Below are 22724 nucleotides of genomic sequence, written 5' to 3' on the forward strand. Positions count from 1 at the left end.
CCTCCAGCAAGAAGAATCAACACACTATACATAGATTCAATCTAAGTAAGAATCAATCTATGTAATCCATCCCACACTGCCGCAACTGTAACGAGGCACCACCGCATCAGGCGTGATCAGGCAGCACTGCGCAGCGGCAAATCCACCAGGATCACTGGGGCAGATCCACTGACGGGACCCTGTGGTTAGGTCCACCGGGTGTGAGAGCCGGTTGTTGGTGGATGCAGGTTGCAGCTGAAGCAGCTTGGCCAATACGCGCCAGCTCTCGAGCTGTGCGATCGCGCGTTCACCGCGGCTGCGTAGGAGTGCGTGAGCGCGGTAGGCGGCCTGCTGCGAAGCGGGTTTGTCCTTGCCTTTGTACGGGGTCAGCAGCGCTGTCGCGCCCTGGTATCCCTTGTCGCCCAGAGTGATCACACCGGACACCCAGGTCAGGGTCGAACGTGACAACGACAGCACGGAACGGTAGAAAAGCATCGAAGCCCTTGGTGGAACGGTTGTCTTGGTCGACAGCCGATCTTCCAGGGGCTTCGCCGTGTGCCAGCTCGGCACGCTGTGTGGCACAACAGATCTCGCGCACCAGTCACGCGGAAGCTGAAATGGATCAGTGATGACTGGCAGGAGTACTGAATGAGAGAATGGCGAGCGCTGACCGACAGCGAGTTCGTAGAACTGGCTACCCGCCTACGATCACTCGATTGGTCATGGAATCTGGACGATGCGCCACCACTGATAGCGGACTTCGGTTGGACGATCAACAACACACTGTCGCAACTGGTCAAGTTCGACACCGGGTTCGGACGATCCACCGGTGGTGTATCCAGCCTGGGCGGGCGCGCCGCTGACATCAGCGTGCAGGTCACGACATACGCAGGCAGGGACGCCGAGGGACGAGCACGCGTCCTCGATACCTTTGCCGGGTACACCGCCGCTCTGATCGGCGCAATCGGTGAACCGACAGCCCGGCTGCCCGGAGAGTATCCCGAAATTCGCTGGGCCGGTGCGCAGACCACGCTCCGGTTACAGGCTCTGTCCTCGAGCGTGACCCTTCATCTCATGACCAACGAGGGGCTGGCCCGGCACGACAGGATCGTCAGACTTCAGGAACAGGGCATGATGTGACCGAGTGGAACCAGCTGATCGACCACCTGACCGCGGAGATCGCGAGACTTCCCGACGGCGCGATCGTAACCATCGGCGGCACCAAGCCGTCGGGACCGTATGTCCAGTCACAGATAGTGCAACTGGAAGACAGCATCTGGGGCGAATTCCTCGGTGACGCCGTCCTCGGCGCCACGAGCATCGAGGCGGCCCCCGAGGCCATGACCAATGTCGGCTGGCGACCTCCCGGTAACCCCGATCACGGCAGGAACTGGTGGATCGAGTTGCCTTGGCCGGTTCCCTCGGCGATCTACCGCCAGCTCGCCACCATGATCGTGACAGGATTCCGCGACTACCATCGGTTCCCCGGCCCCTCCGCGCTGAGCTATCACGCTTGGAACAGCGCCGCAGGGGATCGGCCCATTGAACTGGATCTTGGCTTGCTCCATCGGGACCTGTCATGAAGCGACGGCTGAAGCTGACTCAAGCTGGCGTTCCCGTGCTCGAGGGTGGGCCGAACAATGCGGCCGGGTCGACGCCTTGCGCGATCGCTTCCGCTCGGGTGAGCTCGCAGGTCCAGAACAGCAGGTCGTTGCCGGGCAGGCGCGCGGACAACCGTGTGCCGGGGTTGAACCGGATCCGGGCCGAACCGCCGAGGTACTCGCGGGTCGGAGTGAAGTCCGGATTGACCCACCGTTCGGAGAACCTGCCTGCGCCGTCGGCCTTGATGCCGCCCTGAATATTGTGTCGCTGCATAGGACGAACGCTCGGAAGGTCGCGCGGTCCACGGTCTGGGTTTCACACGAACGCACCAGCCTGAAGGCGGCATCGCGCACCCACTGGGCGGGACCTTCGTCGTGGTCCAGGTGAATGTCGGCGCTACAGCTGTCGAACCAACCGCTCGAGCAGGTCATGCAGAGGTGCATTTTCACCGCGCAGCGAGGCCATGGATACCCGCACGTTCTCGTCCGGATCGAGGCTGGACCAGTCGAGCAACCAGCCGGCCTCGCGCGCGAGTTGGCGGAAGAACGCTCGTTGGGCGCGGCCGTTCCCCTCCCGGAAATTATCTTTACCGCTTGCCCACCTCGGAGGAACTGACCGGCGGATTAGTGTCGTGGACACTGTCCGCGACTGTGGTGGTGATGCGGGCGAACCGGAGCTCGCCGAGCGTGCATGCCAGCTGCGCCCGGAGCCGCTCGTTCTCCTGGCCAAGAGCTCGGATCCTTTGGTGAGCGATCTCGAGGCGGACGAGCAGCGACTGGTCGCTCGCTCTCGACGCCGGTTGCTCCAGCTGCGGCGGCGGAGCGTATTCGAAGTCGGCCCGAAGCGCGTCCAGACGTGTGACCAGATCGGGCTGGGAGTAGACCCAGGATCGTGACACTCCGGCCAGCTGGCAAAAGCCAGCGATGCTGGTCGGTTGGTGCGCGGCCTCGAGCTCGGTCAGCATGCGAAGAGCACGGTTCTTCGTCTGCTGCGCACGCTCTCGCGCGTTCGCGGCCAACGCGGCGGAATTGTCAGCACGCATTTTCAGTCCCTTTCGGCGCTGTGCGGCACGAACATGCCGAGCTCGGGCCGCAGCAACCTGATTCTGCGGATTCCAGGGAGCTGATGATGCTCAGAAGGTTCCTCTCGACCTTCTCGTTCATCTCCGTAAGCCGCTCCTGACCGCGCTGCCGGGCCGAATCGAGCAGGGCACGGGTTTCGACGAGCTGGGTCTTGTGCTGCGGCAGGAACTCGGGGGTCGTCAGGAACATCGGACAGGACAAGCATGCGTTCGCGTACTCGCAGCTCTGTTGGAGCGGCAGCGTACAGAAACCGTTCGGCAAGGCCATCTTCGCTCTCGACAGAGAGTTCTTGAGCCAGATCGCATCGTCGAGGTCACCGCCGTCGTCCTCGACGACCTCGCCACTGACATTGACCTTCGTCGCCTTGGACCATTCCTCCCGGACTGTCTGCATCGACAAGCGCGCATAGTGGGAGGTCATAGTGTCCGAGTCGTGGTCCAGCAGCTTCTTGACGACATGCTGCGGGACACCGGAGTTGATGAGACGTGTCGCGTAGGTGTGCCGGAACTGGTGTGGGTGCACGTGCACGGGATCGCCTGCCTCGGTGCGGATATCGCAATCCCGCACCCACTGGTTCAGCTTCTTGGCATAGGCAGCGCGGCTGACAGGCCGCGTCCCGAGAGCGTTCCCGCTGACCATCGGAAAGAGCACGGTTCCTGCCGGGAACTCTGCCTTCACCCGCCGCTGCTGTGCAGCGATCGACTCGGCGAGCAAGTCATCGATTGGCGTCCGTGCGTCACGGCGCATCTTGTGATTGTGGTAGCGAAGGTAGGCAGCGCCGTAGTGGTCCTTGTCGAGGCAGTCGACGGGCAGCTGCCGAGCGTCGCCGACCCTGAGGCCGGTCCGTTGCAGCAGCTCAGTCAGCAGACGGAGGCGCGGATCTTCGAACCGGGCCAAGTTCGATTCCCGTTCCAGTTGGGATGCAACGAATTCCGTCAGCGCCCGTGCCTTCGGAGCGGGCATGTCGGGATAGTCCTCGTTGAAGATCATGGCCCCGGGCGAGAGGTCTGGTGCCCAACGGTGTTGCTGGAGCGTGCGCAGGAAGGCCGCGAAGCCGCCCAGATCCTTGCGGCGCGAATTCGGATCGGGGCAGTTGACCGCCAGCCATGCCAGATATCGTTCGATCAGCTGGCGGTCGAGCGCCCAGGGTCCCGGCATCGGTTGGCATGCTTCCTGGAGGAACTTGCAGAATCTCGTCACAGCGAACAGATTCGATGCGACCGCACCCTCGCTGGTCCCTGTTGACAGGCGCCATCGGCACCAGCGCTTCGCGAGGCCGCGGAGCCACTCGGGCTCGATTCGGTCGAACCGGAGGGTCGCGGTCCGCAGCGCGGGATAGCCGAGCCGTTTGAGCTGCCAGATATTCTTGGGGTATTCAGCATCCCAACCGGTTCGACCTTCCAGCCGGTCGAGGTATTCGAGGCAGTCGCGGATGAACGCGATCGAGGTGTTGACTCGGCCGATTCCCCTGCCGTAGGTCAGTAGCTCATGCCACTGGTCGAGAGTGTGTTCCTGCAGTGAATCGACGCCGATGCGCCTGAGAAGCCGAACCAGCGGCATCAGACGACGTGGCTGGGTCTTTATCCGTCCTTCGTCGACCCGGCACTGTAGTCCGAACTGGATCTCACGCGTAAGCCGGTCCGGAAGTCCACGTAGATCGAAGACATCAACGGAAGTCGGGACCCTCTCGCCGGATTCACGTTTCGCATCTTGTTCCTGACCCCGTTCCTGACCTCGTTCCTGACCGATCCACTCGCCGATCGCCGGTCGACCGTCACGATCCCAGTCACGCCGATGGCGGCGGCAGAGTCCATCCAGCGTGATCGCGCCATCACCGCACCGATCGACCAGACAGCGCGCAAGGCCGAGGACCGGGTCACCGACCGGAGCATCGATGACTGGGACGCGGAATTCGGGGCGCAGAGCATCGACGAGCGGAGAAGCTGAGTTGCCCTCCGCACCAACCAGTTCGAGCAGCGGGCGGCTCACAATGCGCCTGCTTTCTGCAGTTCTCTCCGGGTGTCGTCCGCCGTGAGATGCCCGTAGGTATCGACCGTTGTGGACACCGAGGAGTGGCCCATCAGCACCCGAACTATCTCGGCGGAAACCCCCCGGCGCAGCAGTTCCGTCGCGTAGGTGTGCCTGAACTCGTGCGGGGTGAAGCGCATTCCAGTCTGGGTGCGGACTCGGCCGACCAGGCTGTTGACCGCCGAGTAGGTCATGGCCGTCCCAGCCGGCCTGCCCCACAGATTGACGAAGACATAATCGGAGTCGAATGCTCCGTACTCTTCGTGAAGGTAATCGCTGTACAGGGCAAGCACTTCCGGCGGCACCGGCACCACCCGGGAGCGGGTCTTCGCCCGAGCCTGATTGGCATTGGCACGCAATCGAACTGCCACTTCGCAGCGGCGGGGATTCAAGTCCTCGTGCCGAAGGCCGAGCGCCTCGCCGATACGTAGGCCGGACCAACGCAGAAGGGTGAACAGAAACCGGTCCCGCAAGCGTTGGCAGGCATCAATGATGGCCTTGACCTGCTCCTCGGTCAATGCGCGGGGATCGTGGCGGTCGGTCTTCAGGGCGATCAGCCGCTTGCGCACGGGGCTCGAATTATCGTCCAGATGAGCGAGGAACGGTTTCCATGACCCGGCGAGCTGGCCGCGGCGCTGCCAGGCCGACAGTGATTCGGCCAGCGTCACCCCGTGGCGAGAATGAAATTCGTAGAATCCGGACACTGCGGCCAATTTCCGGTTCACAGTCACTGCCGAGCATCGCGATGCGCGCAGCGCCACGACGCCCGAACCGCCACGGCGTGCGTCGTCGGAGAGGGCAAGCCATGGGATGAACCGGCCGACGTCCTCGAGCTTGATCGCGTGCCAACGAAGGTCGCACCGGCGCAGATAGGTGAAGAAGTCTTTCAAGTCGTGCGCGTAGGCCCGAACGGTGTTGGGAGACCTGCCGATTGCCGTTAGATGCGCTAGATACGCCTCGACAGGGACGAGCACTCGCAGATCGTCGTCGAGCACAGTCCACGACCGACTTTGGTCATGCGGAGCGACGACCAGCTGCACTCGCATCTGAACCTCCTTGGTGGACACCGCAGATAATTCGTCCACGACAAGGGGTTTGGATGGGTTCAGGCTAGGTGCCGTGCGTCATACACACGGCTGCAGGGAGTGCAGATAACGGAAAGGATGGATCGCGTTGACCTCGGCCAAGTAGTGGGTCAGCTTGGTAAGGAAGTCCGTGCGGGACAACCCGCGCAGGTACTCGTCCGCCGCCAAGTGGGCGAATACCTCGCCTGCGTAAGACGTGATGTGCTGAGGAAGGCAGAACGAATCCGTTCTCGCTATCCCTACCACGCGAATCTCCCCTGCCCACGGGTACAAATCCCTGAAGATCTCCCGATGAAAGGCACAGAGGTGATCCAGGTCGTAACGGCCGGGCAGCGATCTGGTGCCCAGATCTGCCAGCGCCGCCATACTCAGATCGGATTCCGCCTGCCGTAGCAGTGCCGCATCGCCGATGCCCAACCGGTTTCGCAGGACCCCCGACACAGGGTCGACGTCGGGATCAACGATCACGCGGGTCCGTACAACTGCCGAATCGATTCCCGCATCCGGGCCGTACTGATCTCACCGCGCGCCCACTGGCCCATGATGGCGTCCGCGGCGGGACTCGCGGCACCTCCCTCGGCCCGGACCGACGCCGCCGCTTGCGCCAACGAACGTCCGCGTTCCGCGGTCAACTCCTCGAACACTTCGACAGGTAGCACCACAGCCTCGGTCTTCCGGTGAGACCCCACCCCGACCGGACGACGGTCGCCCTTGCGAAAGCGCGCCAGAACACCGGACAGCTGCTCCCGCGCCTCGCGCACGGACAGAGTCTCGAACACCATGCTCGAAGTGTACCCAAATGTGTACACAATACGGACTGAGCCACAAACCTACGGCTCCGGCAGGATCTCCACGTACCCCTCCGACCCGTGCACCCGAATGCGCTGCCCGTCTCGAATGCGCCCGGTGGCGTTCTCCATGCCGACGACGGCCGGGAGCCCGTATTCGCGGGCTATGACCGCGCCGTGGGTCATCAGGCCGCCTACCTCGGTGACCAGGCCGGAGATGGTTACGAACAGTGGGGTCCAGCTGGGGTCGGTGTAGGCGGTGACCAGGATGTCGCCGGGGGTGAGGTCGGCTTGGGCTATGTCGGAGACCACGCGGGCTCGGCCTTCGACCGTGCCTGCGGATACGGGCATGCCGGGGAGGGCGGAGGGGGGCAGGTCGGTGCGGCGGTAGGTGCCGGAGATCACCTCGCCGTCGGAGGTGAGTACCCGGGGTGGGGTGAGGGATTGGTATGCGTGGAACAGTCGCTTGCGTTCGCGGAGGAGGCCGTGGTCGGCGCGCTGGGTGTGGACCACCTCGCGTAGTTCGTCGAATCGCAGGTAGAAGATGTCCTCGGGGTCGGCGAGCACTCCCGCCCGGACGAGTTGTGCGGCCTCGCGCAGCAGGGCCTTCTTGTAGACGAAGTAGCGGCTGACCATTCCGTATTTCGGGTATTCCCGGTAGCCGGCGAAGGTGCGGAGGCGGTCGATCATCGCCTGTGTCTCAGTGGCTTTCGAGTCCCCGTCCGGCAGGTCGCGCAGCCGCTCCAGCACGTCGTGTGTTTTCTGGTCGGCGGCGCGCAGGCCGTCGGTGAAGCGCTGTTCGGCCGCGCCCGGTGCGAAGTTGGCGATATTGGCGAGGATGGTCGGCACCAGGGCGGCGGGGTGTTCGCTCCAGCGCGGCCTGGTGATGTCGATCTCGCCGACGCAGCGCATACCGTAGCGGTCGAGAAATGCGTCGAGGGCTGTCCGGGCCGCTTGGCCGCCGGGGCGCTGCGTCAACTCGTCCAGGAAGCGCTGGCCGTCGACTCCGGTGTCGGGGACCTGCCGCAGGTAGTCCACCACCTCCGGGTGCGGCCGGATGGCGTCGGCGACATCCAGCAGCGCCAGGCCCATCTCGGCGGTGACATTGCCGGGAACCGACCGGGTGAGCACATCGGCGGCGTTCGGCTCGCCCAGCGAGGTCCGCAACCGGTCGTTGAGCCAGCCCGCCGACTCCATGCCCGCCCGGATCGCCTGCTGGCTGCGGACGTTGAACAGGATCCGCCGGAGTTCCCCTTGGATATCGGCGGCGATGAAATCGAGCACGGCGGTGCCGGATTCGGCCTCGATATCGTTTTTCAGTGCCGCGAGGGACTTCTCGCTGTCGGCGATCAACTCGGCGACCAGCGCGGGATCGGCGTCGATCAGCGCGGGGGCGGCCGCCGGTGCGGTGGCCGGGCTCGGGTCCGGAACCGTCGGGACGAATCCGCGATCGACGACGGTGCGCAGCGCATCCCCGGAGAGCGGATCGGACCCGCTGAAACCCTCGACCAGCGCCTGCCGAGCGGTCGGCGACGACAGGGCGCGGGTGACGTCGACGAACAGGCGGCCGCCCGCGTCCCGCATGGGTGCGGGGCTGGTCAGCTGCCACACCGACAGACCCAGCGGCTTCATCGCATCGGTCATCATCTGCTGATGGCCGACCGAGAGGTAGACGTGGCTGTCGTCGTCTTCGGCCTCGGGGATCGGGAACAGGGTGGTGATCGGGCGGCTCTGCACGATGTGGAAATCCTCGTCGTCCGAACACCATTCGATGTCCTGGGGGCAGCCGAAATGTGCTTCGATGCCGCGGCCCAGCCGGGCCAGCCGCACGATCTGCGCATCGGTCAGCACCTGCTCGTGCTGTCGCTCCGGGGCGATCTCCCGCGTGCGGGTGCCGCCCGCCGGGTCGGCTTCGACGGCCAGCTTCTTGGCGGCGATCGTCCGATCGGTGACCACGCCGTCGCGGACCCGGTAGACGTCGGCGTTCACCAGGCCGGACACCAGCGCCTCACCGAGTCCGAAACCGGCGTCGATGGAGACGACCTTCCGGTCGGAGGTGACGGGATCGGCGGTGACCAGGATGCCCGCCGCCCATGGGAACACCATCCGCTGCACCACCACCGCCATATCGATCGCCCGGTGCCCGAAGCCGTTGCGCTGCCGGTAGGTCACCGCCCGCTCGGTGAACAGGGAAGCCCAGCACCGGCCGACGTGCTCGAGGATCGCCCGCGCGCCGATGACATTCAGGTAGCTGTCCTGCTGACCGGCGAAGGAGGCGGTCGGCAGATCCTCGGCCGTCGCGCTGGACCGGACGGCGCAGGCGGCATCGGCACCGAGCCGGGTGTACGCGTCGACGACGTCCGCCGCGATATCCGCCGGGATCACGCTTTCCGCTATGGCACGCCGGATTTCGGCGCTCAGCTCGGAAATGCGCGTGCGATCGTCCGGCATCAGCGAGGCCAGTTCGTCGAGCCGGATATCGACGGCGGGCAGCTCGGCCAGCACCCGACGGAATGCCTCCGTCGTCACGCAGAAGCCGTCCGGCACCCGAACGCCGTCGATTCTCGACAGTTCCCCGAGGTTCGCGCCCTTGCCGCCCACGCTCGCGATCCGGGTCCGGTCGATCTCCGCGAAGTCCAGCACATAGGCCATTCGACTTGCTCCTCACCTGGGGTTTCGGCATGTAGCGAGCGATTATGGACCAGATTTCGATTCGTCATGAGCGACGCCGATCGGCTATACAGTAGAAGGGGGATGGCGAGCGACACTCGAATGCGCCCGAGATTTCATGCGCGTCCCGAGAAGTCCCAGTGATGCCAGCTGCCTTTCGACGAGCCGCCGAGGAACAGCAGCATCAGGATTGCGATCACGGTGCAGGCAGCCACGATGGCGATGGCGATCCCTTCCGCGGCTCCGATGCGACCGATACCGGTGAGCATGAGCATGACCGCCGTCACGGCGAGGAGATTCGGTGCGAACCTGCCGTGGTCGGCGTCGACCATGCCGGAGTCGGCCAGCCAGCGCCGTCGGTGGGCGCTACTCGGATGCATGCGCCAGAATGCGAGCGACGGCCCGAATCCCTTGCTTCGCAGCGGCATTCGATCGTAGTCGCAACCTGATCGAAGCAATCTCCAGGCCACGACGTCCGCGCCCCAGGCGCGGGCGTCGTGGTCGGCGACGTGCTCACGCGTCCGCTGCACCCGGGCGTGGATGAGGTAGCCGACGGTCCACAGCAGTGCGATCTGCAGAGCAGACGACAGGGTTCCGGTATAGCAGTGACCGAAGCGGCCGTACCGCGCCGGATTCTCCAGCATCGCGCGGTGCAGGCGGTTCGCGGGATCGAGTTCCGCCGCGGTCATACAGCTCCGGTAGGCGGCGCCACCGTGCCAGGCGAGCACCAGCCGAGCGGAGAGCACCGTCGACCAGAGAATGATGGCGGTGAGCAGCAGCACGAACAGCTGCGGCGCGCCCCAACCGATGAAGCGGCGATGCTGTCCGACGTCGCGGATCACGATGCCTCTGTATCGTCGCCCACCCGTCGCGACCGTTCGACCACCTCATCGGCCAGCGACTCGGCCCGGACGGCGTCGGAGCCCGCCGCCACCGCCTGCTCCACGACTTGCCGCCGCACCTGCCGCAGGGTCCCGGCGTCGACCGGCGGCACGGCGGGCGGCTCCTGGGCTCGTCCGCGCAGCAGGCGGCGCCATTACGGATCGACGACCGCGGTCGCGGGCCGTGACAACACGCCCGCCGAATGTGTCGCGGCCAACCGAAGCAGTTCGAATGTCAGCCATCCCGACATGGACGTCCAGGGCGGCCCGGTCACGGCGAAGCGCGCGGAGGTGCCGCTCGGGATGGACCCCGGCTCACCATCACCGGCCGCCGATCCCGTCTCGAGTAGTGGTCACGAGATGCCACTCGCCAGGAGATCTACCTTACAGTAGCCTATCCTAATTTAGGTGAGGCTAAACTCCGATAACGAGAGAGCGGCGCACGTCGGGCGGCGACTTCGCCACCGGCGGCGGGTTCGTCCACGACAGCGTGCCGCTATCGCTCGCATCGCAGGTAGCCGAACCTGATGGGCTTGTTAGCTTACCCTAACTTAATTAGGGTACGCTAACCCGCGAAAGTGGATCTGCGAGAGGCGTTCTCATGGTGGTTGCTCGTCCCGAGGCGAGTTCGGGTGTCGAAGTTCGAGCGGACGGCAAGGCGTCTCGGTCCGATATGCCCAGCTCAGCGGTATCGAGCTATGAGCTGACGTCGCGGCGGATCGAGGTGGAACGCGATACCGAGATCGCGCACCGGTGGCTCAACCATCCCAAGTCCGCGTACTGGGGGATGCTGAACACCAGCCTGGCCGATGTGGAGCAGCTGATCCGGGACGCCGAGGCGGATCCCGATCCCCGATTCGGTATGCGAATGGGATACCTCGATAGCGAGCCGCAGTTCCTCTTCGAGCTCTACAACCCGATGACCAGCGATCTCGCCAAGCCGGGTACCGGATACGCGCACGAACCCGGCGATATCGGGATGCACCTGCTGGTCTCCAGCAGTGAGCGGCGACTGGCCGGATTCACCGGGAACGTGATGCTGCACATCATGCGCACCGCGTTCTTCGACTGCGAGGCCGAGCGGGTCGTGGTCGAGCCGGATCACCGCAATCTGGATGTGCAGCGGCTCAATGCCGCCGTCGGGTTCCGCGTCGTCGGCGACTTCCCCGTCGCCGACAAGATCGCACGGCTGAGCTATTGCACGCGCGCCGACTTCCTGCGAGTGACCGACAGCGGGCGCTGTCTGGCGACCGATCAGCTCGAGAACCCCTGAGAAAGTAGCGTTTTGAACAGCACCGTGTTCCCCGCCGGCCGATCCACGCACTGGCAGACGTACGAAACCAGAATCGCGAAGAAGATACTCTCCGAGTTTTGTCACGAGCGTTTCGTGCATCCGGTCGAATTGTCGCCCGGAGTCTTCGTGGTCCACTCCGACGACGGGCGGACGGAATACTTCTTCCGTGCCGAGATCCTGTCGCTGGACAGCTGGAACATCGACGAGAACTCACTGCGCCGGGTACACGAGGGTGCGGAATCGCGCATCGACGCGATCCAGCTCGTCATCGATCTCAGCGCATCGCTCGGCATTCCCGCCGACGCACTGCCGGAATATCTCGAGGAGTTCACCAATACCCTGCTGATCAGCACGAATCGGCGTGACTCGCGGCGTATTCCGGTGGCGGAGCTGGTGCGGGCCGATTTCCAGACCGTCGAGCGCACGATGACCGAGGGCCATCCGTGCATCGTGGCGAATGCCGGTCGGCTCGGATTCAGCGCGGCCGATGTCGAGCGCTATGCCCCGGAGTCTGGGCAGCGGTTCCCGCTGATCTGGGTGGCCGTGCGCCGCGAGAACTGCGAATTCGCGGCGGTGGCGGGTGTCGACTACGCCGACCTGGTCCGCGACGAATTGGGCGCGGAGACCCTCGCGCGCTTCGACGGCGTCCTCACCGAGCGGGGACTCGACCCCGCCGTCTATTACTACATGCCGGTGCACCCGTGGCAGTGGATCGAGAAGGTCGCGCGCGTCTACGCCGTCGACATCGCCGAGGAGCGCATTGTGGAGCTGGGCGAAGGGCCGGATCTGTACCAGCCGCAGCAGTCCATCCGCACGCTGTTCAACACCACGCAGCCGACGCAGCACTACGTCAAACTCGCGCTCTCCATTGTCAATATGGGCTTCACGCGCGGTATGTCGGCGGACTACATGCGCAACACCCCGCCGATCAACGACTGGGTGCGCGGGCTGGTCGCCGACGACGAGTACTTGAAATCGCTGGATTTCGAGATGCTCTACGAGGTCGCGGCCATCGGCTACCGCAGCCCGAGCTACACGGCCATCACCCAGCCCGGCTCGGAATACCGCAAACTGCTGTCGGCGCTGTGGCGGGAGAGCCCGATTCCGCTGGTGCGCGACGGGGAACAGCTCGCCACCATGGCCGCGCTGCTGCACGTCGACCATGACGGGAACCCGTTCGCGGCGGCCGTGGTACGCGAGTCGGGCATTCCGGTGCGGGACTGGCTGCACCGCTATCTGCGCTCCTACCTGCATCCGATCGTCTATCTGCTCTACAAGTACGAGCTCAAGTTCTCGCCGCACGGGGAGAACCTGATCCTGGTGCTCGACAACGGCATTCCGGTGCGGGCCATTCTCAAGGACATCGGCGAAGAGGTCTCCATCTTCGGCGATCCGGCAGACCTGCCCGAATCCTGTCGGCGGGCGCGCGCGGAGGCGACCGACGACATCCGGAACATGGGCGTGCTCTCGGATGTGTTCGACGATTTCCTGCGCCATCTCGCCGCCGTATTCCATGCCAGCGGACTGCTGCCGGACCAGGACTTCTGGGCCGTCGTCGCCGAGAGCGTGACCCAATTCCAGGAACTGCACCCGGATCTGGCCGACCGGTTCCGTGCCTGGGACCTGTTCGCGCCGACCTTCAAGGCGATCCATATGAACCGGCTCCAGCTGACGAACAACCGCCGCATGGTCAATCTCGGCGATTCCTATTCCACCCTGGTCGACGATCGGCACGAACTCGTGAATCCGATCGCCGCATTCCGGCCGTCCGCGAATCGGGAACACAAGGAGGAGGAGGTGGCGGTTTCGTGACCACCGAGCCCACGAACAACCCGGATGTGGAAATCATCCGGGATGCCTGGGGCATTCCGCACATCACCGCGACCTCGGCCGCGGGCGCACTCTTCGGCCAGGGCCACGCCTGCGGGACCGACCGCGCCTGGCAGCTGGAGTTCCTGCGGTTGCGCGCCGAGGGCCGCACCGCGGAGGTCTTCGGCACCGACAGCGTGGGCTGGGACGAATTCGCCCGGCGCGCCCGCCTCGACGCCGCGGCCCGGCGCATCTTCGAGGCGTCCTCACCGCGCACCCGGGATCTGGTCGCCGCCTTCGCCGACGGCGTCAACAGCACCCTGGACACCGCCGACGCCATCGAACTGACCGAATTCGACCACACCCCCGCGCCGTGGCGGCCGTGGACGCCCATCTCGGTGTTCATCGTCCACAATGTGCTGTTCGGCCGGTTCCTGACCAAGCTCTGGCGGCTGCACGCGTGCCGATCGCTGGGCGTGGACGCACTGGCGCTGTTCGACTGCGAGGGCATCGACGACACCACCGATCGCGTGCCCGCCACGCCGGACAGCGCTTTCGTCGCCGATCTGCTGCGGTGGCTTCCGGACGCGGCCGCCGCCGGTCCGGCCCCAGAAGCCTCCTTCGGCGACGCCATCTCGGGCAGCAATGCCTGGGGTGTGGCCGCGGCGCGCACCGCCACCGGCGCACCGCTCATCGCGGGCGATCCGCACCGGTTCCTGGAGCTGCCCGGCATCTACCAGCAGTTCCATTTGGCGGCACCGGAATTCGACGTGGTGGGCTTCGCCTTCGCGGGCGTACCCGGGGTGCCGCACTTCAGCCACTCCGGCACGGTGGCCTGGGGCATCACCAACGCCATGGGCGACTACCAGGATCTCTACGCCGAGAGACTGACCCGCTCGGGCGATGCGGTGTACGCCGAATCCGTCGACGGCACGACGCTGGCCGAGACGCACACCGAGGAGATCCGGGTGCGCGGCGGCGAGCCGGTGCGGGTCGAGATCATCGTCACCGACAACGGGCCGGTCATCTTCGGCGGTCCCGACCGGCCGTTCGCGCTGAGCCTGCGCACCCCCATGCTGTGCGATCCGGAGACCACCTTCGACGCCGCCATGGATCTGCTGTTCGCCACGTCGGTGCCCGAGGTCGAACGGGCGCTGCGGCAATGGTCGGAGCCGGTCAACCGGATCGTCATCGCCGATACCGGCGGCAACCTGACCCACCACGTGGTGGGCACCATGCCCGAACGCGCGGACGAGAACTACTGGCTGCCGGTGCCGGGCTGGGACGAGCGCTACCGGTGGCGCGGCTACACCGGCGCGTCGGTGCGGGACGAGACCTTCGACGCCCGGGTCGCCGAGTACTCGGTCATCGCCAATCAGCGCATTGCGAAATCGGCTCCGCTGCAACCGATCACCACGGAATGCGCGGCACCGTTCCGCGCCGACCGGATCGACGCGCTGCTCGCGGCGACCGCGGCCGTCTCGGCGGCGGACTGCGAACGCATCCACCGCGATGTGACCGTCGACGCCTCGGATGTGATCCAGCGCGTGCTGCGCCCGCTCACCGGGCTGAGCCCGCGCGGCGAGCAGGTGCGCCGCCGCCTGCTCGACTGGGACCGCACCATGCACGCCGACAGCACCGACGCGTACGTCTACGCCGAGGTGCGCGCCCACCTGGTGCGCGCACTCACCGGTGACGCCGCGCTGGCCGGACTGGGCGCGCCGCACCCCTTCGGCCGCACCTTCGATCCGTGGTTCGTGCTGGGCACCCGCATCGCGGCGGCGCTGGATGCCGTGGTGGACCGGGCCGCTGCGCTCGGAGTGGAGGTGGACCGGCTGGTCCGGGAAGCCGTCGAGGCGGTCGCGGCCCGGCTCGAGGCGGCCGAGGAGATTCCGTCCTGGGGCAGTGTGCACGTGTTCGCGCCCATCCACGGATTCGATCTGGTCGGCGCGAGCCTGCGCTATCCCGAACTGTCGGCGCGGATCCGGCCGAGTCGGCTGCCGCTGGGCGGGGACGCGGAATGCGTCTTCGCCAATGCCAGCGCCGTCGGCTTCTCGCACGCGTGCAGCGTCGGTTCCGCCGCGCGCTACGTGTGGGATCTCGCCGACCGCGACGCGGGCCGGTGGATCGTGCCGCTGGGCGTCAGCGGGGACAAGCGCTCGCCGCACTTCGAGGACCAAGCGCCGCTGTGGGCGCGCGGTGAACTGGCCGACATCGTCAGCGACTGGGCCGTGCTGCGCGACACCGCGAGCCAGCGGGAGGAATTCAGCCGTGGATCGGACGGTTTCCGGCCCTCCCGATCGCCGCGCCCGAGCGCTCCGCATTCCGCCGATTCGACGCTGGGAGAAGTATGACGACACTGACCGACGCGCGATTGGAACTGCTGCGCCGACGCCTGGCCGCCGCGGGCGTGGCCGCCGACCGCTCCCCCGCCCCGGCTCCCGCGCCCGAACTGCCGGACGGCGCGCTGCGGACCGCCGAGCGACGCATGTGGAAGATCTACGAACTCGATCCGAATTCGGTGTCCCACAACATCGGACTGATCCTGGACTTCGAACGCGGCTACTCGCTGGACGGAGTGATCGCGTCCTTCGAGACCATGGTGCGCAATGCCGGGGTACTCGGCTCGGTGGTCGCCACCGAGGACGGCGTCCCGCGCCGCGTGCCGACCCGGGTCGAGGGGCGCTGGGTCGAACCGGGCGCGCTCTGGGAATGGGGCACCGTCCCCGAGCGGGACGACACCCGGCGACAAGCCGACATCACCGCCGTGGCAAAGCTTCTCACGCGCACCCCGTTCGACCTGACCGTGGAGCCACCGCTGCGCGCACGGATCTACGCCGGTGCGGGAGAGCGCGTCACGCTGGTGTTGGTCGTGCATCACCTGGCGGTGGACGACACCTCCTGGCCGCTGCTGCTGGGCACGCTGACCACCGGTGCGTGGCCCGCCGAGACCGACCGACCGAACCGCTCGAACGCGCCGGTCACCACCGACGAAGTGGATCGCGCGGTGCGCCACGCCCAGAACACCTGGGCCGCCGAGGGGATTCGCTTCCCGCTGTCCGGAGAACTGCCCGCGATCAGCGCGGCCGAGAGCTGGCTGTCGCCCATGGACGAGAGTCCGGGCGTGCGGTTCGAGCGGCCGCTGGAGCGATCGGCCGTCGCGGCGCTCGATGGCGTCGCCCGCGAGGTCGGCGCGACGTCGAACGCGCTGCTCATCGCGATCTGCGCGGTCACCGTGTACGCCCTCACCGATGCCGCGGACCACGTGCTGCTCGTCCCCGCCGACAACCGGCGACAGGGCGAGAGCCCGGACACGGTCGGCTACAGCGGCAATATCGTCCCGATGCGCTTCGCCTTCGCGCCGGACGCCACCGTGCGCGCGGCGCTGCGCGACGCCGTATCGGTGGTCTACCGGTCCATGGAGTTCACCGGCGTCGACTACGGCACCGTGCTCACCGCGCTGCGCGCGGCGGGCGGCCGCTTCCCGGTGGCCGAGATCATGGCCTCGGTGCGCAATGCCCCGCTGCGCGGCGTCCCGATTCCCGACGGCGCGCGGGTCGACTGCGCATCGGTATTCCACGGGATCGGCAACTACCCACTGACACTCGCATTCGAACTGGGTGCCGACGACGGCGTGCACCTGGAGGTGGATCACCAACCGGAGGTGGTCGACGCCGCCCGCGCGCATCGGGCGGCGGCCATGGCCACGGCGCTGGTCACCCGCATCCCCGGAGCCTTGGACCGCCCACTGGCCGAGCTGGTCGGCGCGGTACGCGAACCCGAGGCCGGATAGCCGGTCGCCGAGCCCGCCCGCCGCCGACAGCGACCGCGGCACCCAGACATTCCGAATCATCCCCCGCATTGACGTAACGAGGTCTACCTGTGTCACCTGAATTCGAGTCCCCCTGGGGGAGAGCATCCAAGTTCGCCTCACCCGGCGACGGCTGGACCGCCGTCGGCGGCGGTCTGGCGCAACTCGCCGCCGCGGTCGAGCAGAGCCACCACCGCTCGCCGCTGCCCTCCGGCCAACCGGCCGAGATGCTGGACGCCGTCACGGCTTCCCTGGGGACGGAACAGGTTCCGGACGACGGCGTGGGCGAGGCTGCCGCGCTCGCGCAGCTGGCCGACGTGATCGCCCGCTACGGACTGGATCTCACCCACAAGCTGTGCGCCGCGCACCTGCAGCCGCCGCCGCTGACCGTGGCCGTGGTGGCCGACGCGCTGGCCAGCGCCACCAACGCCTCACTGGACACCTACGATTCCGGCCCGGCCACCCTGGGCATCGAGCAGTGGACCATCAGCGCGCTGGCGAAGCTGGCCGGATTCGGCGAGAACGCCGGTGGCGTCTTCGGTCCGGGCGGGTCGTACTCGAATCTGCTGGCGCTGCTGATCGCCCGGGACTACGGGGCCGCCCAGCAGGGCATCGACATTCGCCACAATGGCGTGAGCGCGCTGCCCCGGCCGGTGGTGCTGTGCTCGCAGGTGGCGCACTTCTCCATCCACCGCGCCTGTGCCGCACTGGGTCTGGGTGAGGCGGCGACCATCCCGATCCCGGTCGACGCCGACCACCGGATGATTCCGGAGGCCCTGGAGGCCGCCCTCACCGAACTGCGCGAGAGCCATACGCCGGTCGCCATCGTGGCCACCGCGGGCACCACCGACTTCGGCTCCATCGACCCGCTGCCCGAGATCGCCGATATCGCCGCCCGCCACGGCGTGTGGATGCACGTGGACGGCGCGTACGGCTTCGGTTCGCTGTTCTCCGACAAGCTGGCTCCGCTGCTGTGCGGTATCGAGCGCGCCGACTCGGTGACCCTGGACCTGCACAAGGTCGGCTGGCAGCCCGCCGCCGCGAGCGTGCTGCTGCTCGCGGACCAGCGCCGGTTCGCGTCGCTGAACCGCTCGGTGGCCTACCTCAACCCCGACGACGACGTGGAGGCCGGATACGGCGGCCTGCTCGGCCAGACATTGCAGACCACCCGGCGTCCCGATGTGCTCAAGGTGGCGGCGACCTTCCTCGCCTACGGCCGCAACGGCCTGGGACGGATGCTCGACGCCTGCCACGACCTGGCCCGCTACGCCGAAACCCGCATCACCGCCGAACCGCTGCTGGAACTGGTCGCGCCGGTGACCCTGACCACGGTCGTCTTCCGTTACCGCTGTGAGGATCTGGACCTCGACCAGGTGAACGGCGAACTGCGCCGCCGCCTGATCAGCTCCGGCAAGGCGCTCATCGGCCGCACCCAGGTGCGGGTCGGCGGCGAGGGCGAGCCCCGCACCTGCGTGAAGCTCACCCTGCTGAACCCGGAGACCAGCGCGCGCGACATCGACGACCTGTTCGACGAACTGCTGCGGGTGGGATTGGAAGTGGAGTCCGAGGGCTTGCGCAGCGGACACGACGAAATGGTGAAGGTCCATGAGTGAAATCGAGTCGGTCGACATCCTCGCCATCGGGGCGGGCCCGTTCAATATCGGTCTGGCGGCCATGGCCTCCACGGTCGACGATGTCGAGGTGCTGGTGGTCGACTCCGTCGAGGAGTTCCACTGGCATCCCGGCATGATGTTCGAGGAAGCCAAGCTCCAGGTCAGCTTCCTGTCGGATCTGGTCTCACTGGTGGACCCGACCCACCCCATGTCGTTCCTGGCCTATCTCGCCGATGTCGACCGGCTGTACCCGTTCCTGGTGCGCGAGGACTTCTTCCCCACCCGCCGCGAATACGAGGCGTACCTGCTGTGGGCGGTGCGGCGGCTGTCGTCGCTGCGGTTCTCCACCACCGTCGACGCCGTGCGCTGGGACGACGAGCACGACCGCTTCGAGGTGTCGGTGACCTCCGGCGGCACCGCCGCCATGACCTCCGGCGGCACCGCCGCCATGACCTCCGGCGGCACCGCCGCCACTATCCACGCCGGTCACATCGTGGTGGGCGTGGGCACCGAGCCCGCCATCCCGGCGGCGCTCGCCACCGCCTCCCCCAGGCTCGTCCACAGCGCCGACTACCTGCACCACCGCGACGACGCGCACGCCGCGGGCGCGGTGACGGTGATCGGGTCCGGCCAGTCCGGCGCGGAGATCGTGGTCGACCTGCTCGAGGCCAACCTCGACGGCGGCCCGGCGGTGCAATGGTGGACGCGCACACCGTGGTTCGCGCCGCTGGACTTCACCAAGCTGTCGCTGGAGATGACCACGCCCGCCTATATGGAGTACTTCCACGGGCTGCCCGAGGAGACTCGCGACCGGGTGCGCGCCGGGCACTGGCAGTTCCACAAGGGCATCTCCACCGACACCCTGGACCGGCTGCACGATCTGCTCTACCGCCGCGAACTCAAGGAGAAGCTGCAACCGGTGCGGCTGCGCAACGGCGTCACGGTGGAGGGCATCGACACCCTCGACGACGGACGGCTGCGCATTCGCGGCCGCCACCGCGACACCGGATCGCTGCTGGCGCACACCGCCGATATGGTCGTGGCGGCCACCGGCTACCAGCCCCGCGCGCAGGCGTTCCTGGACCCGATCGCGGACCGGCTGCACCGGGACACCAAGGGCCGCTTGGTCGTCGAGGGCAATCACGCGGTGGCCGCCGACGCCGCGCTGGCCGGACGGGTGTTCGTGGCCAATGCCGAGGCGCACGCGGTGGGCGTCTCCGCGCCGAACCTGGACATCGGCGCGATGCGCAATGCCAAGATCCTCAACTCCGTACTCGGCCGCGAGGTCTACCGGCTCCAGCGCAACACCGCGTTCACCAGCTTCGGGGTGGGCGACGAGGAAGTGCTCGAGTAGCACCGCTCCCGCCCCGGTTACCAATTCTCTTATGTTCCAAAGGAGTTCGATATGTCCGACCACATCAGCGACGCGCTGAACAGCATTCTCGAAGAAGACCTCGATCTGTCCCTGACCGATGTCACCCGGTCGTCGCTGCTGATCGAGGATCTCGGCGTCGACTCGGTGGCCTTCGCCATCGGCGTGGTCGCCATCGAGGAGCGGCTCGGCGTGAAGCTGTCCGAGCGGGAGATGTCCGAAGCCGCGTCGGTCGGCGATCTGGAAGACCTCATCCGCTCCAAGGTCGGTTCGTGACCGTGACGACCACGGAAACCTACGAAGAACTGCTCGACCGCGTCTTCGACGACCGGGTGATCGCCTGGACCGAAGCCGCCGAGCAGGACAAGAAGTTCCCCCGGGCGCTGCTCGAGCAGCTCGGCAAGGAGGGCGTCTTCGCCCGCAAATGGGAAGACCGCAAGCTCACCGACCTCGGCAAGCACTTCGCCCTGGCCCAGCGCCTGGGCGCGCTGAACTCGGCGGGCATCGGAGTCGGTGTGAGCCTGCACGATTCGGCCATCTCCATCCTGCGGCGGTTCGGGCGCAACGACTTCCAGCGTGAGCTGGCCGATCGGGCCATCGAGACCCAGGCGGTGCTGTGCGTCGCGGCGTCGGAGGAATCCGGCGGCTCCGATCTCCAGATCGCCCGCACCATGATCGAGCCCGAGGGCGACGGCTATCGGGTGGTGGGGCACAAGAAGTTCGTCTCGCTCTCGCCCATCGCCGATCAGATCATGGTCGTGTGCCGCAGCGCCGGGGACGGCTCCTCGGCCGAGCACGGCAATGTGGCGCTGGCCATCGTGCCCACCGCGCAGGTCGAGATCGCCACACCCTACGAAAAGCTCGGTGCTGGACCGCTGGACACCGCCGCGGTCAGCATCGACACCTGGGTGCCGGCGGAGGCGCTGATCGGGCGACCGGGCACCGGTCTGGCCATGATCAGCTGGGGGCTGGCCCACGAGCGCTTCTCGGTGGCCGGACAGATCGCCGGAGCCTGCGAGGTCATGCTCGGCGTCACGCTGGCCCGCATGATGGACCGCACCCAGTTCGGCAAGCGCCTCTACGACCATCAGGCGCTGCGGCTGCGGCTGGCCGATCTGCAATCGCGGGTCGACATGCTGCGCTACGCCCTGGCCGGGGTCGCCGCCGAGGGGAAGATCAACCTGCGCACCGCCGCCGCGCTCAAGGCCACCGCCGCCAACCTCGGTGAGGAAGTGGCGTCGCAGTGCCTGCACATCTTCGGCGGCATCGGCTATCTGGAGACCGGGCTGCCGATCGGCCGCTGGTGGCGGGATATGAAACTGGCGCGGGTCGGCGGCGGCACCGACGAAATCCTGTGGGAGCTGGTGGCCGCGGCCATGAAGCCCGATACCGCGCGGTACCGGAAGATGTTCGAGAACCAGGTGGAACAGCCATGACCGATCCCAGCGCCCCCATCGAACTGACCCCGCCCGATTACACCTATCTGCACCTGGACATGAAGGGCCGCCCCATGCACTGGGCGATGCTCCTCGAACTGGAGGCGGACGCGCAGCGGCTCACCCTCGACGCCATCCGGGCCCGGGTGGCCGAGCGCATCGGCCTGTTCGACATCTTCCGGGTCGGCATCGCCGAAGGCCGTTGGCGCGCACCGCGAGTGGTGCTGACCGACGAGCCGGACCTCGGGCGGCACATCACCGGCGGCGAGTTCGCCGATCAGGCCGACCTGCGACGGCAGCTGGCCACCCTGATGGAGACGCCGCTGCCCCGCCCGGATCCGCTGTGGCACATCACGCTGCTGACGCCGCGCGGTGACGGTGCGCAGCGCATCCTGCTGCGGGTGCACCACGCGCTGTCCGACGGCATCGCGGGGGCCGCCTTCGCCGCGCTGCTGGCCGACGGCACCACCGAAGAGCTGTCGGAATTCGAGCGTTTCGCCACCAGCCCGCGCTTCCGCACCCCGCCCGTCGAGCCGGAGGTGCTGAAGGAGTCCAAGGCCGCCTTCAACGACCAGTGGGCCGCCGGACGCACGGGCCGCGGCTGGCCCAAGCTGACCAAGTCCGGCCGCCGCGAGGTCGCGACGACCGGGATCTCCACCCGGGAGCTGCGCCGCGCCGCCAAGAAGCACGACGCGACGGTGCACGAGTTCGTGCTCGCCGCCATCGGCCGCACCCTCAGCGCGCACCCGCCCGGCACCCGGGCGCACACGCTGCGGGTGACGCTGCCGGTGACCAACGATCCGGAATTCCGGCACACCGGCAACGCGGTCATCGTCACGCCGCTGAACCTGCTCGGCGACGAATCCGATCTGGGTCGCCAGATCGAGCGCTGCCGCGGCGAATTGGCGACCATCGAGCGGCGGCGTCCGGAGCTGACCTCGGCCGCCCCCGACGGCGGTCCGGCGCTGCCCTGGCCGGTGCAGCGGGTCATCGCCCACGCGGCCATGGCGCATATGAGCCCGGACATCCACATCGGCATCAATCCCGGTTTCTCCCGGATCCGCGCGGTGCTCGGCAACCGCATCGCCGAACTGACGCCGCTGTCGCCGCTGGCCGGTTACTCGTTCTCGGTGACCTCCCTGATTCTGGGGAATCGCACGTCGTTCGGCGTCGTCACCGATCCGGCCGCCCTTCCGGCGGGGTACGCCGCGACCTTCGCAGAGAACTTCGACCGCGTGCTGCGCGAGGCAGCACCGTCGGCATGAGCCGGGAAG

Annotated in this window: 21 protein-coding genes; 11 read left to right on the forward strand and 10 right to left on the reverse strand. The window is 67.1% G+C overall.

The genetic code is table 11. The annotated features are described in order from the left end of the window. Positions 1-57: 57 nt before the first annotated feature. Positions 58-474 (reverse strand): transposase family protein, encoded by a 417-nt coding sequence (locus QMO76_RS12780; protein ID WP_306361454.1) that lies wholly within the window; start codon positions 472-474, stop codon positions 58-60. Positions 475-627: 153 nt separating this feature from the next. Here QMO76_RS12780 and QMO76_RS12785 point away from each other — a divergent pair, with 153 nt between their 5' ends. Continuing rightward, positions 628-1119: a DUF6301 family protein gene (locus tag QMO76_RS12785; protein WP_306361455.1), complete on the forward strand. Its 492-nt coding sequence runs from the start codon at positions 628-630 to the stop codon at positions 1117-1119. Beyond that, positions 1116-1562 (forward strand): hypothetical protein, encoded by a 447-nt coding sequence (locus QMO76_RS12790; protein ID WP_306361456.1) that lies wholly within the window; start codon positions 1116-1118, stop codon positions 1560-1562. Before QMO76_RS12785 ends, QMO76_RS12790 begins: the two co-directional genes overlap by 4 nt. Before the next feature lie 19 nt (positions 1563-1581). Here QMO76_RS12790 and QMO76_RS12795 read toward each other — a convergent pair whose 3' ends face one another. From QMO76_RS12795 to QMO76_RS12835, 9 genes are all read right to left on the reverse strand, one after another. Next, positions 1582-1854, reverse strand: a complete 273-nt coding sequence (locus QMO76_RS12795; protein ID WP_306361457.1) for a hypothetical protein — start codon at positions 1852-1854, stop codon at positions 1582-1584. Positions 1855-2167: 313 nt separating this feature from the next. Continuing rightward, on the reverse strand, positions 2168-2623 hold the full coding sequence (locus QMO76_RS12800; RefSeq protein WP_306361458.1) for a DUF6262 family protein: 456 nt from the start codon (positions 2621-2623) through the stop codon (positions 2168-2170). Beyond that, positions 2613-4652 (reverse strand): tyrosine-type recombinase/integrase, encoded by a 2040-nt coding sequence (locus tag QMO76_RS12805; protein ID WP_306361459.1) that lies wholly within the window; start codon positions 4650-4652, stop codon positions 2613-2615. Before QMO76_RS12805 ends, QMO76_RS12800 begins: the two co-directional genes overlap by 11 nt. After that, positions 4649-5737: a tyrosine-type recombinase/integrase gene (locus QMO76_RS12810; protein WP_306361460.1), complete on the reverse strand. Its 1089-nt coding sequence runs from the start codon at positions 5735-5737 to the stop codon at positions 4649-4651. Before QMO76_RS12810 ends, QMO76_RS12805 begins: the two co-directional genes overlap by 4 nt. A 78-nt stretch (positions 5738-5815) precedes the next feature. Continuing rightward, positions 5816-6244, reverse strand: coding sequence for a Fic family protein (locus QMO76_RS12815; RefSeq protein WP_306361461.1), 429 nt, complete (start codon positions 6242-6244; stop codon positions 5816-5818). Then, complete coding sequence (locus QMO76_RS12820; protein ID WP_306361462.1) at positions 6241-6558, reverse strand: antitoxin VbhA family protein; 318 nt, start codon at positions 6556-6558, stop codon at positions 6241-6243. Before QMO76_RS12820 ends, QMO76_RS12815 begins: the two co-directional genes overlap by 4 nt. A 48-nt stretch (positions 6559-6606) precedes the next feature. Further along, a complete protein-coding gene (gene rph, locus QMO76_RS12825; protein ID WP_306361463.1) occupies positions 6607-9216 on the reverse strand; it encodes a rifamycin-inactivating phosphotransferase in 2610 nt (869 codons plus the stop codon). Between the two features lie 134 nt (positions 9217-9350). Next, the gene (locus QMO76_RS12830) at positions 9351-10076 is read right to left on the reverse strand and encodes a hypothetical protein (RefSeq protein WP_306361464.1); all 726 of its coding nucleotides are present in this window, start codon (positions 10074-10076) and stop codon (positions 9351-9353) included. Beyond that, the gene (locus QMO76_RS12835) at positions 10073-10228 is read right to left on the reverse strand and encodes a hypothetical protein (protein WP_306361465.1); all 156 of its coding nucleotides are present in this window, start codon (positions 10226-10228) and stop codon (positions 10073-10075) included. The genes QMO76_RS12830 and QMO76_RS12835 overlap by 4 nt, the downstream gene beginning before the upstream one ends. A gap of 560 nt (positions 10229-10788) precedes the next feature. Here QMO76_RS12835 and QMO76_RS12840 point away from each other — a divergent pair. The 9 genes from QMO76_RS12840 to QMO76_RS12880 all read left to right on the forward strand — a co-directional run bounded on the left by QMO76_RS12840 (position 10789) and on the right by QMO76_RS12880 (position 22715). After that, positions 10789-11388 carry a GNAT family N-acetyltransferase gene (locus tag QMO76_RS12840; protein WP_306361466.1) on the forward strand — a complete coding sequence of 200 codons (600 nt, stop codon included), beginning with the start codon at positions 10789-10791 and terminating at the stop codon, positions 11386-11388. A gap of 12 nt (positions 11389-11400) precedes the next feature. Continuing rightward, positions 11401-13221, forward strand: coding sequence for an IucA/IucC family siderophore biosynthesis protein (locus QMO76_RS12845; RefSeq protein ID WP_306361467.1), 1821 nt, complete (start codon positions 11401-11403; stop codon positions 13219-13221). Then, positions 13218-15572 (forward strand): penicillin acylase family protein, encoded by a 2355-nt coding sequence (locus QMO76_RS12850; RefSeq protein WP_306361468.1) that lies wholly within the window; start codon positions 13218-13220, stop codon positions 15570-15572. The genes QMO76_RS12845 and QMO76_RS12850 overlap by 4 nt, the downstream gene beginning before the upstream one ends. Continuing rightward, positions 15569-17011 (forward strand): condensation domain-containing protein, encoded by a 1443-nt coding sequence (locus QMO76_RS12855; protein ID WP_306361469.1) that lies wholly within the window; start codon positions 15569-15571, stop codon positions 17009-17011. Before QMO76_RS12850 ends, QMO76_RS12855 begins: the two co-directional genes overlap by 4 nt. A gap of 89 nt (positions 17012-17100) precedes the next feature. Further along, a complete protein-coding gene (locus QMO76_RS12860; protein WP_306361470.1) occupies positions 17101-18642 on the forward strand; it encodes an aminotransferase class V-fold PLP-dependent enzyme in 1542 nt (513 codons plus the stop codon). After that, positions 18635-19996 (forward strand): lysine N(6)-hydroxylase/L-ornithine N(5)-oxygenase family protein, encoded by a 1362-nt coding sequence (locus QMO76_RS12865; protein ID WP_306361471.1) that lies wholly within the window; start codon positions 18635-18637, stop codon positions 19994-19996. The genes QMO76_RS12860 and QMO76_RS12865 overlap by 8 nt, the downstream gene beginning before the upstream one ends. 51 nt (positions 19997-20047) lie before the next feature. Beyond that, positions 20048-20290 (forward strand): acyl carrier protein, encoded by a 243-nt coding sequence (locus tag QMO76_RS12870; protein WP_306361472.1) that lies wholly within the window; start codon positions 20048-20050, stop codon positions 20288-20290. Next, positions 20287-21450 carry an acyl-CoA dehydrogenase family protein gene (locus tag QMO76_RS12875; RefSeq protein WP_306361473.1) on the forward strand — a complete coding sequence of 388 codons (1164 nt, stop codon included), beginning with the start codon at positions 20287-20289 and terminating at the stop codon, positions 21448-21450. The genes QMO76_RS12870 and QMO76_RS12875 overlap by 4 nt, the downstream gene beginning before the upstream one ends. After that, entirely contained in the window at positions 21447-22715 is a 1269-nt protein-coding gene (locus QMO76_RS12880; protein WP_306361474.1) for a wax ester/triacylglycerol synthase domain-containing protein, read from the forward strand. Before QMO76_RS12875 ends, QMO76_RS12880 begins: the two co-directional genes overlap by 4 nt. Positions 22716-22724 lie beyond the last annotated feature (9 nt).

The sequence above is a fragment of the Nocardia sp. CC227C genome, assembly GCF_030767025.1.
Taxonomy (GTDB): domain Bacteria; phylum Actinomycetota; class Actinomycetes; order Mycobacteriales; family Mycobacteriaceae; genus Nocardia.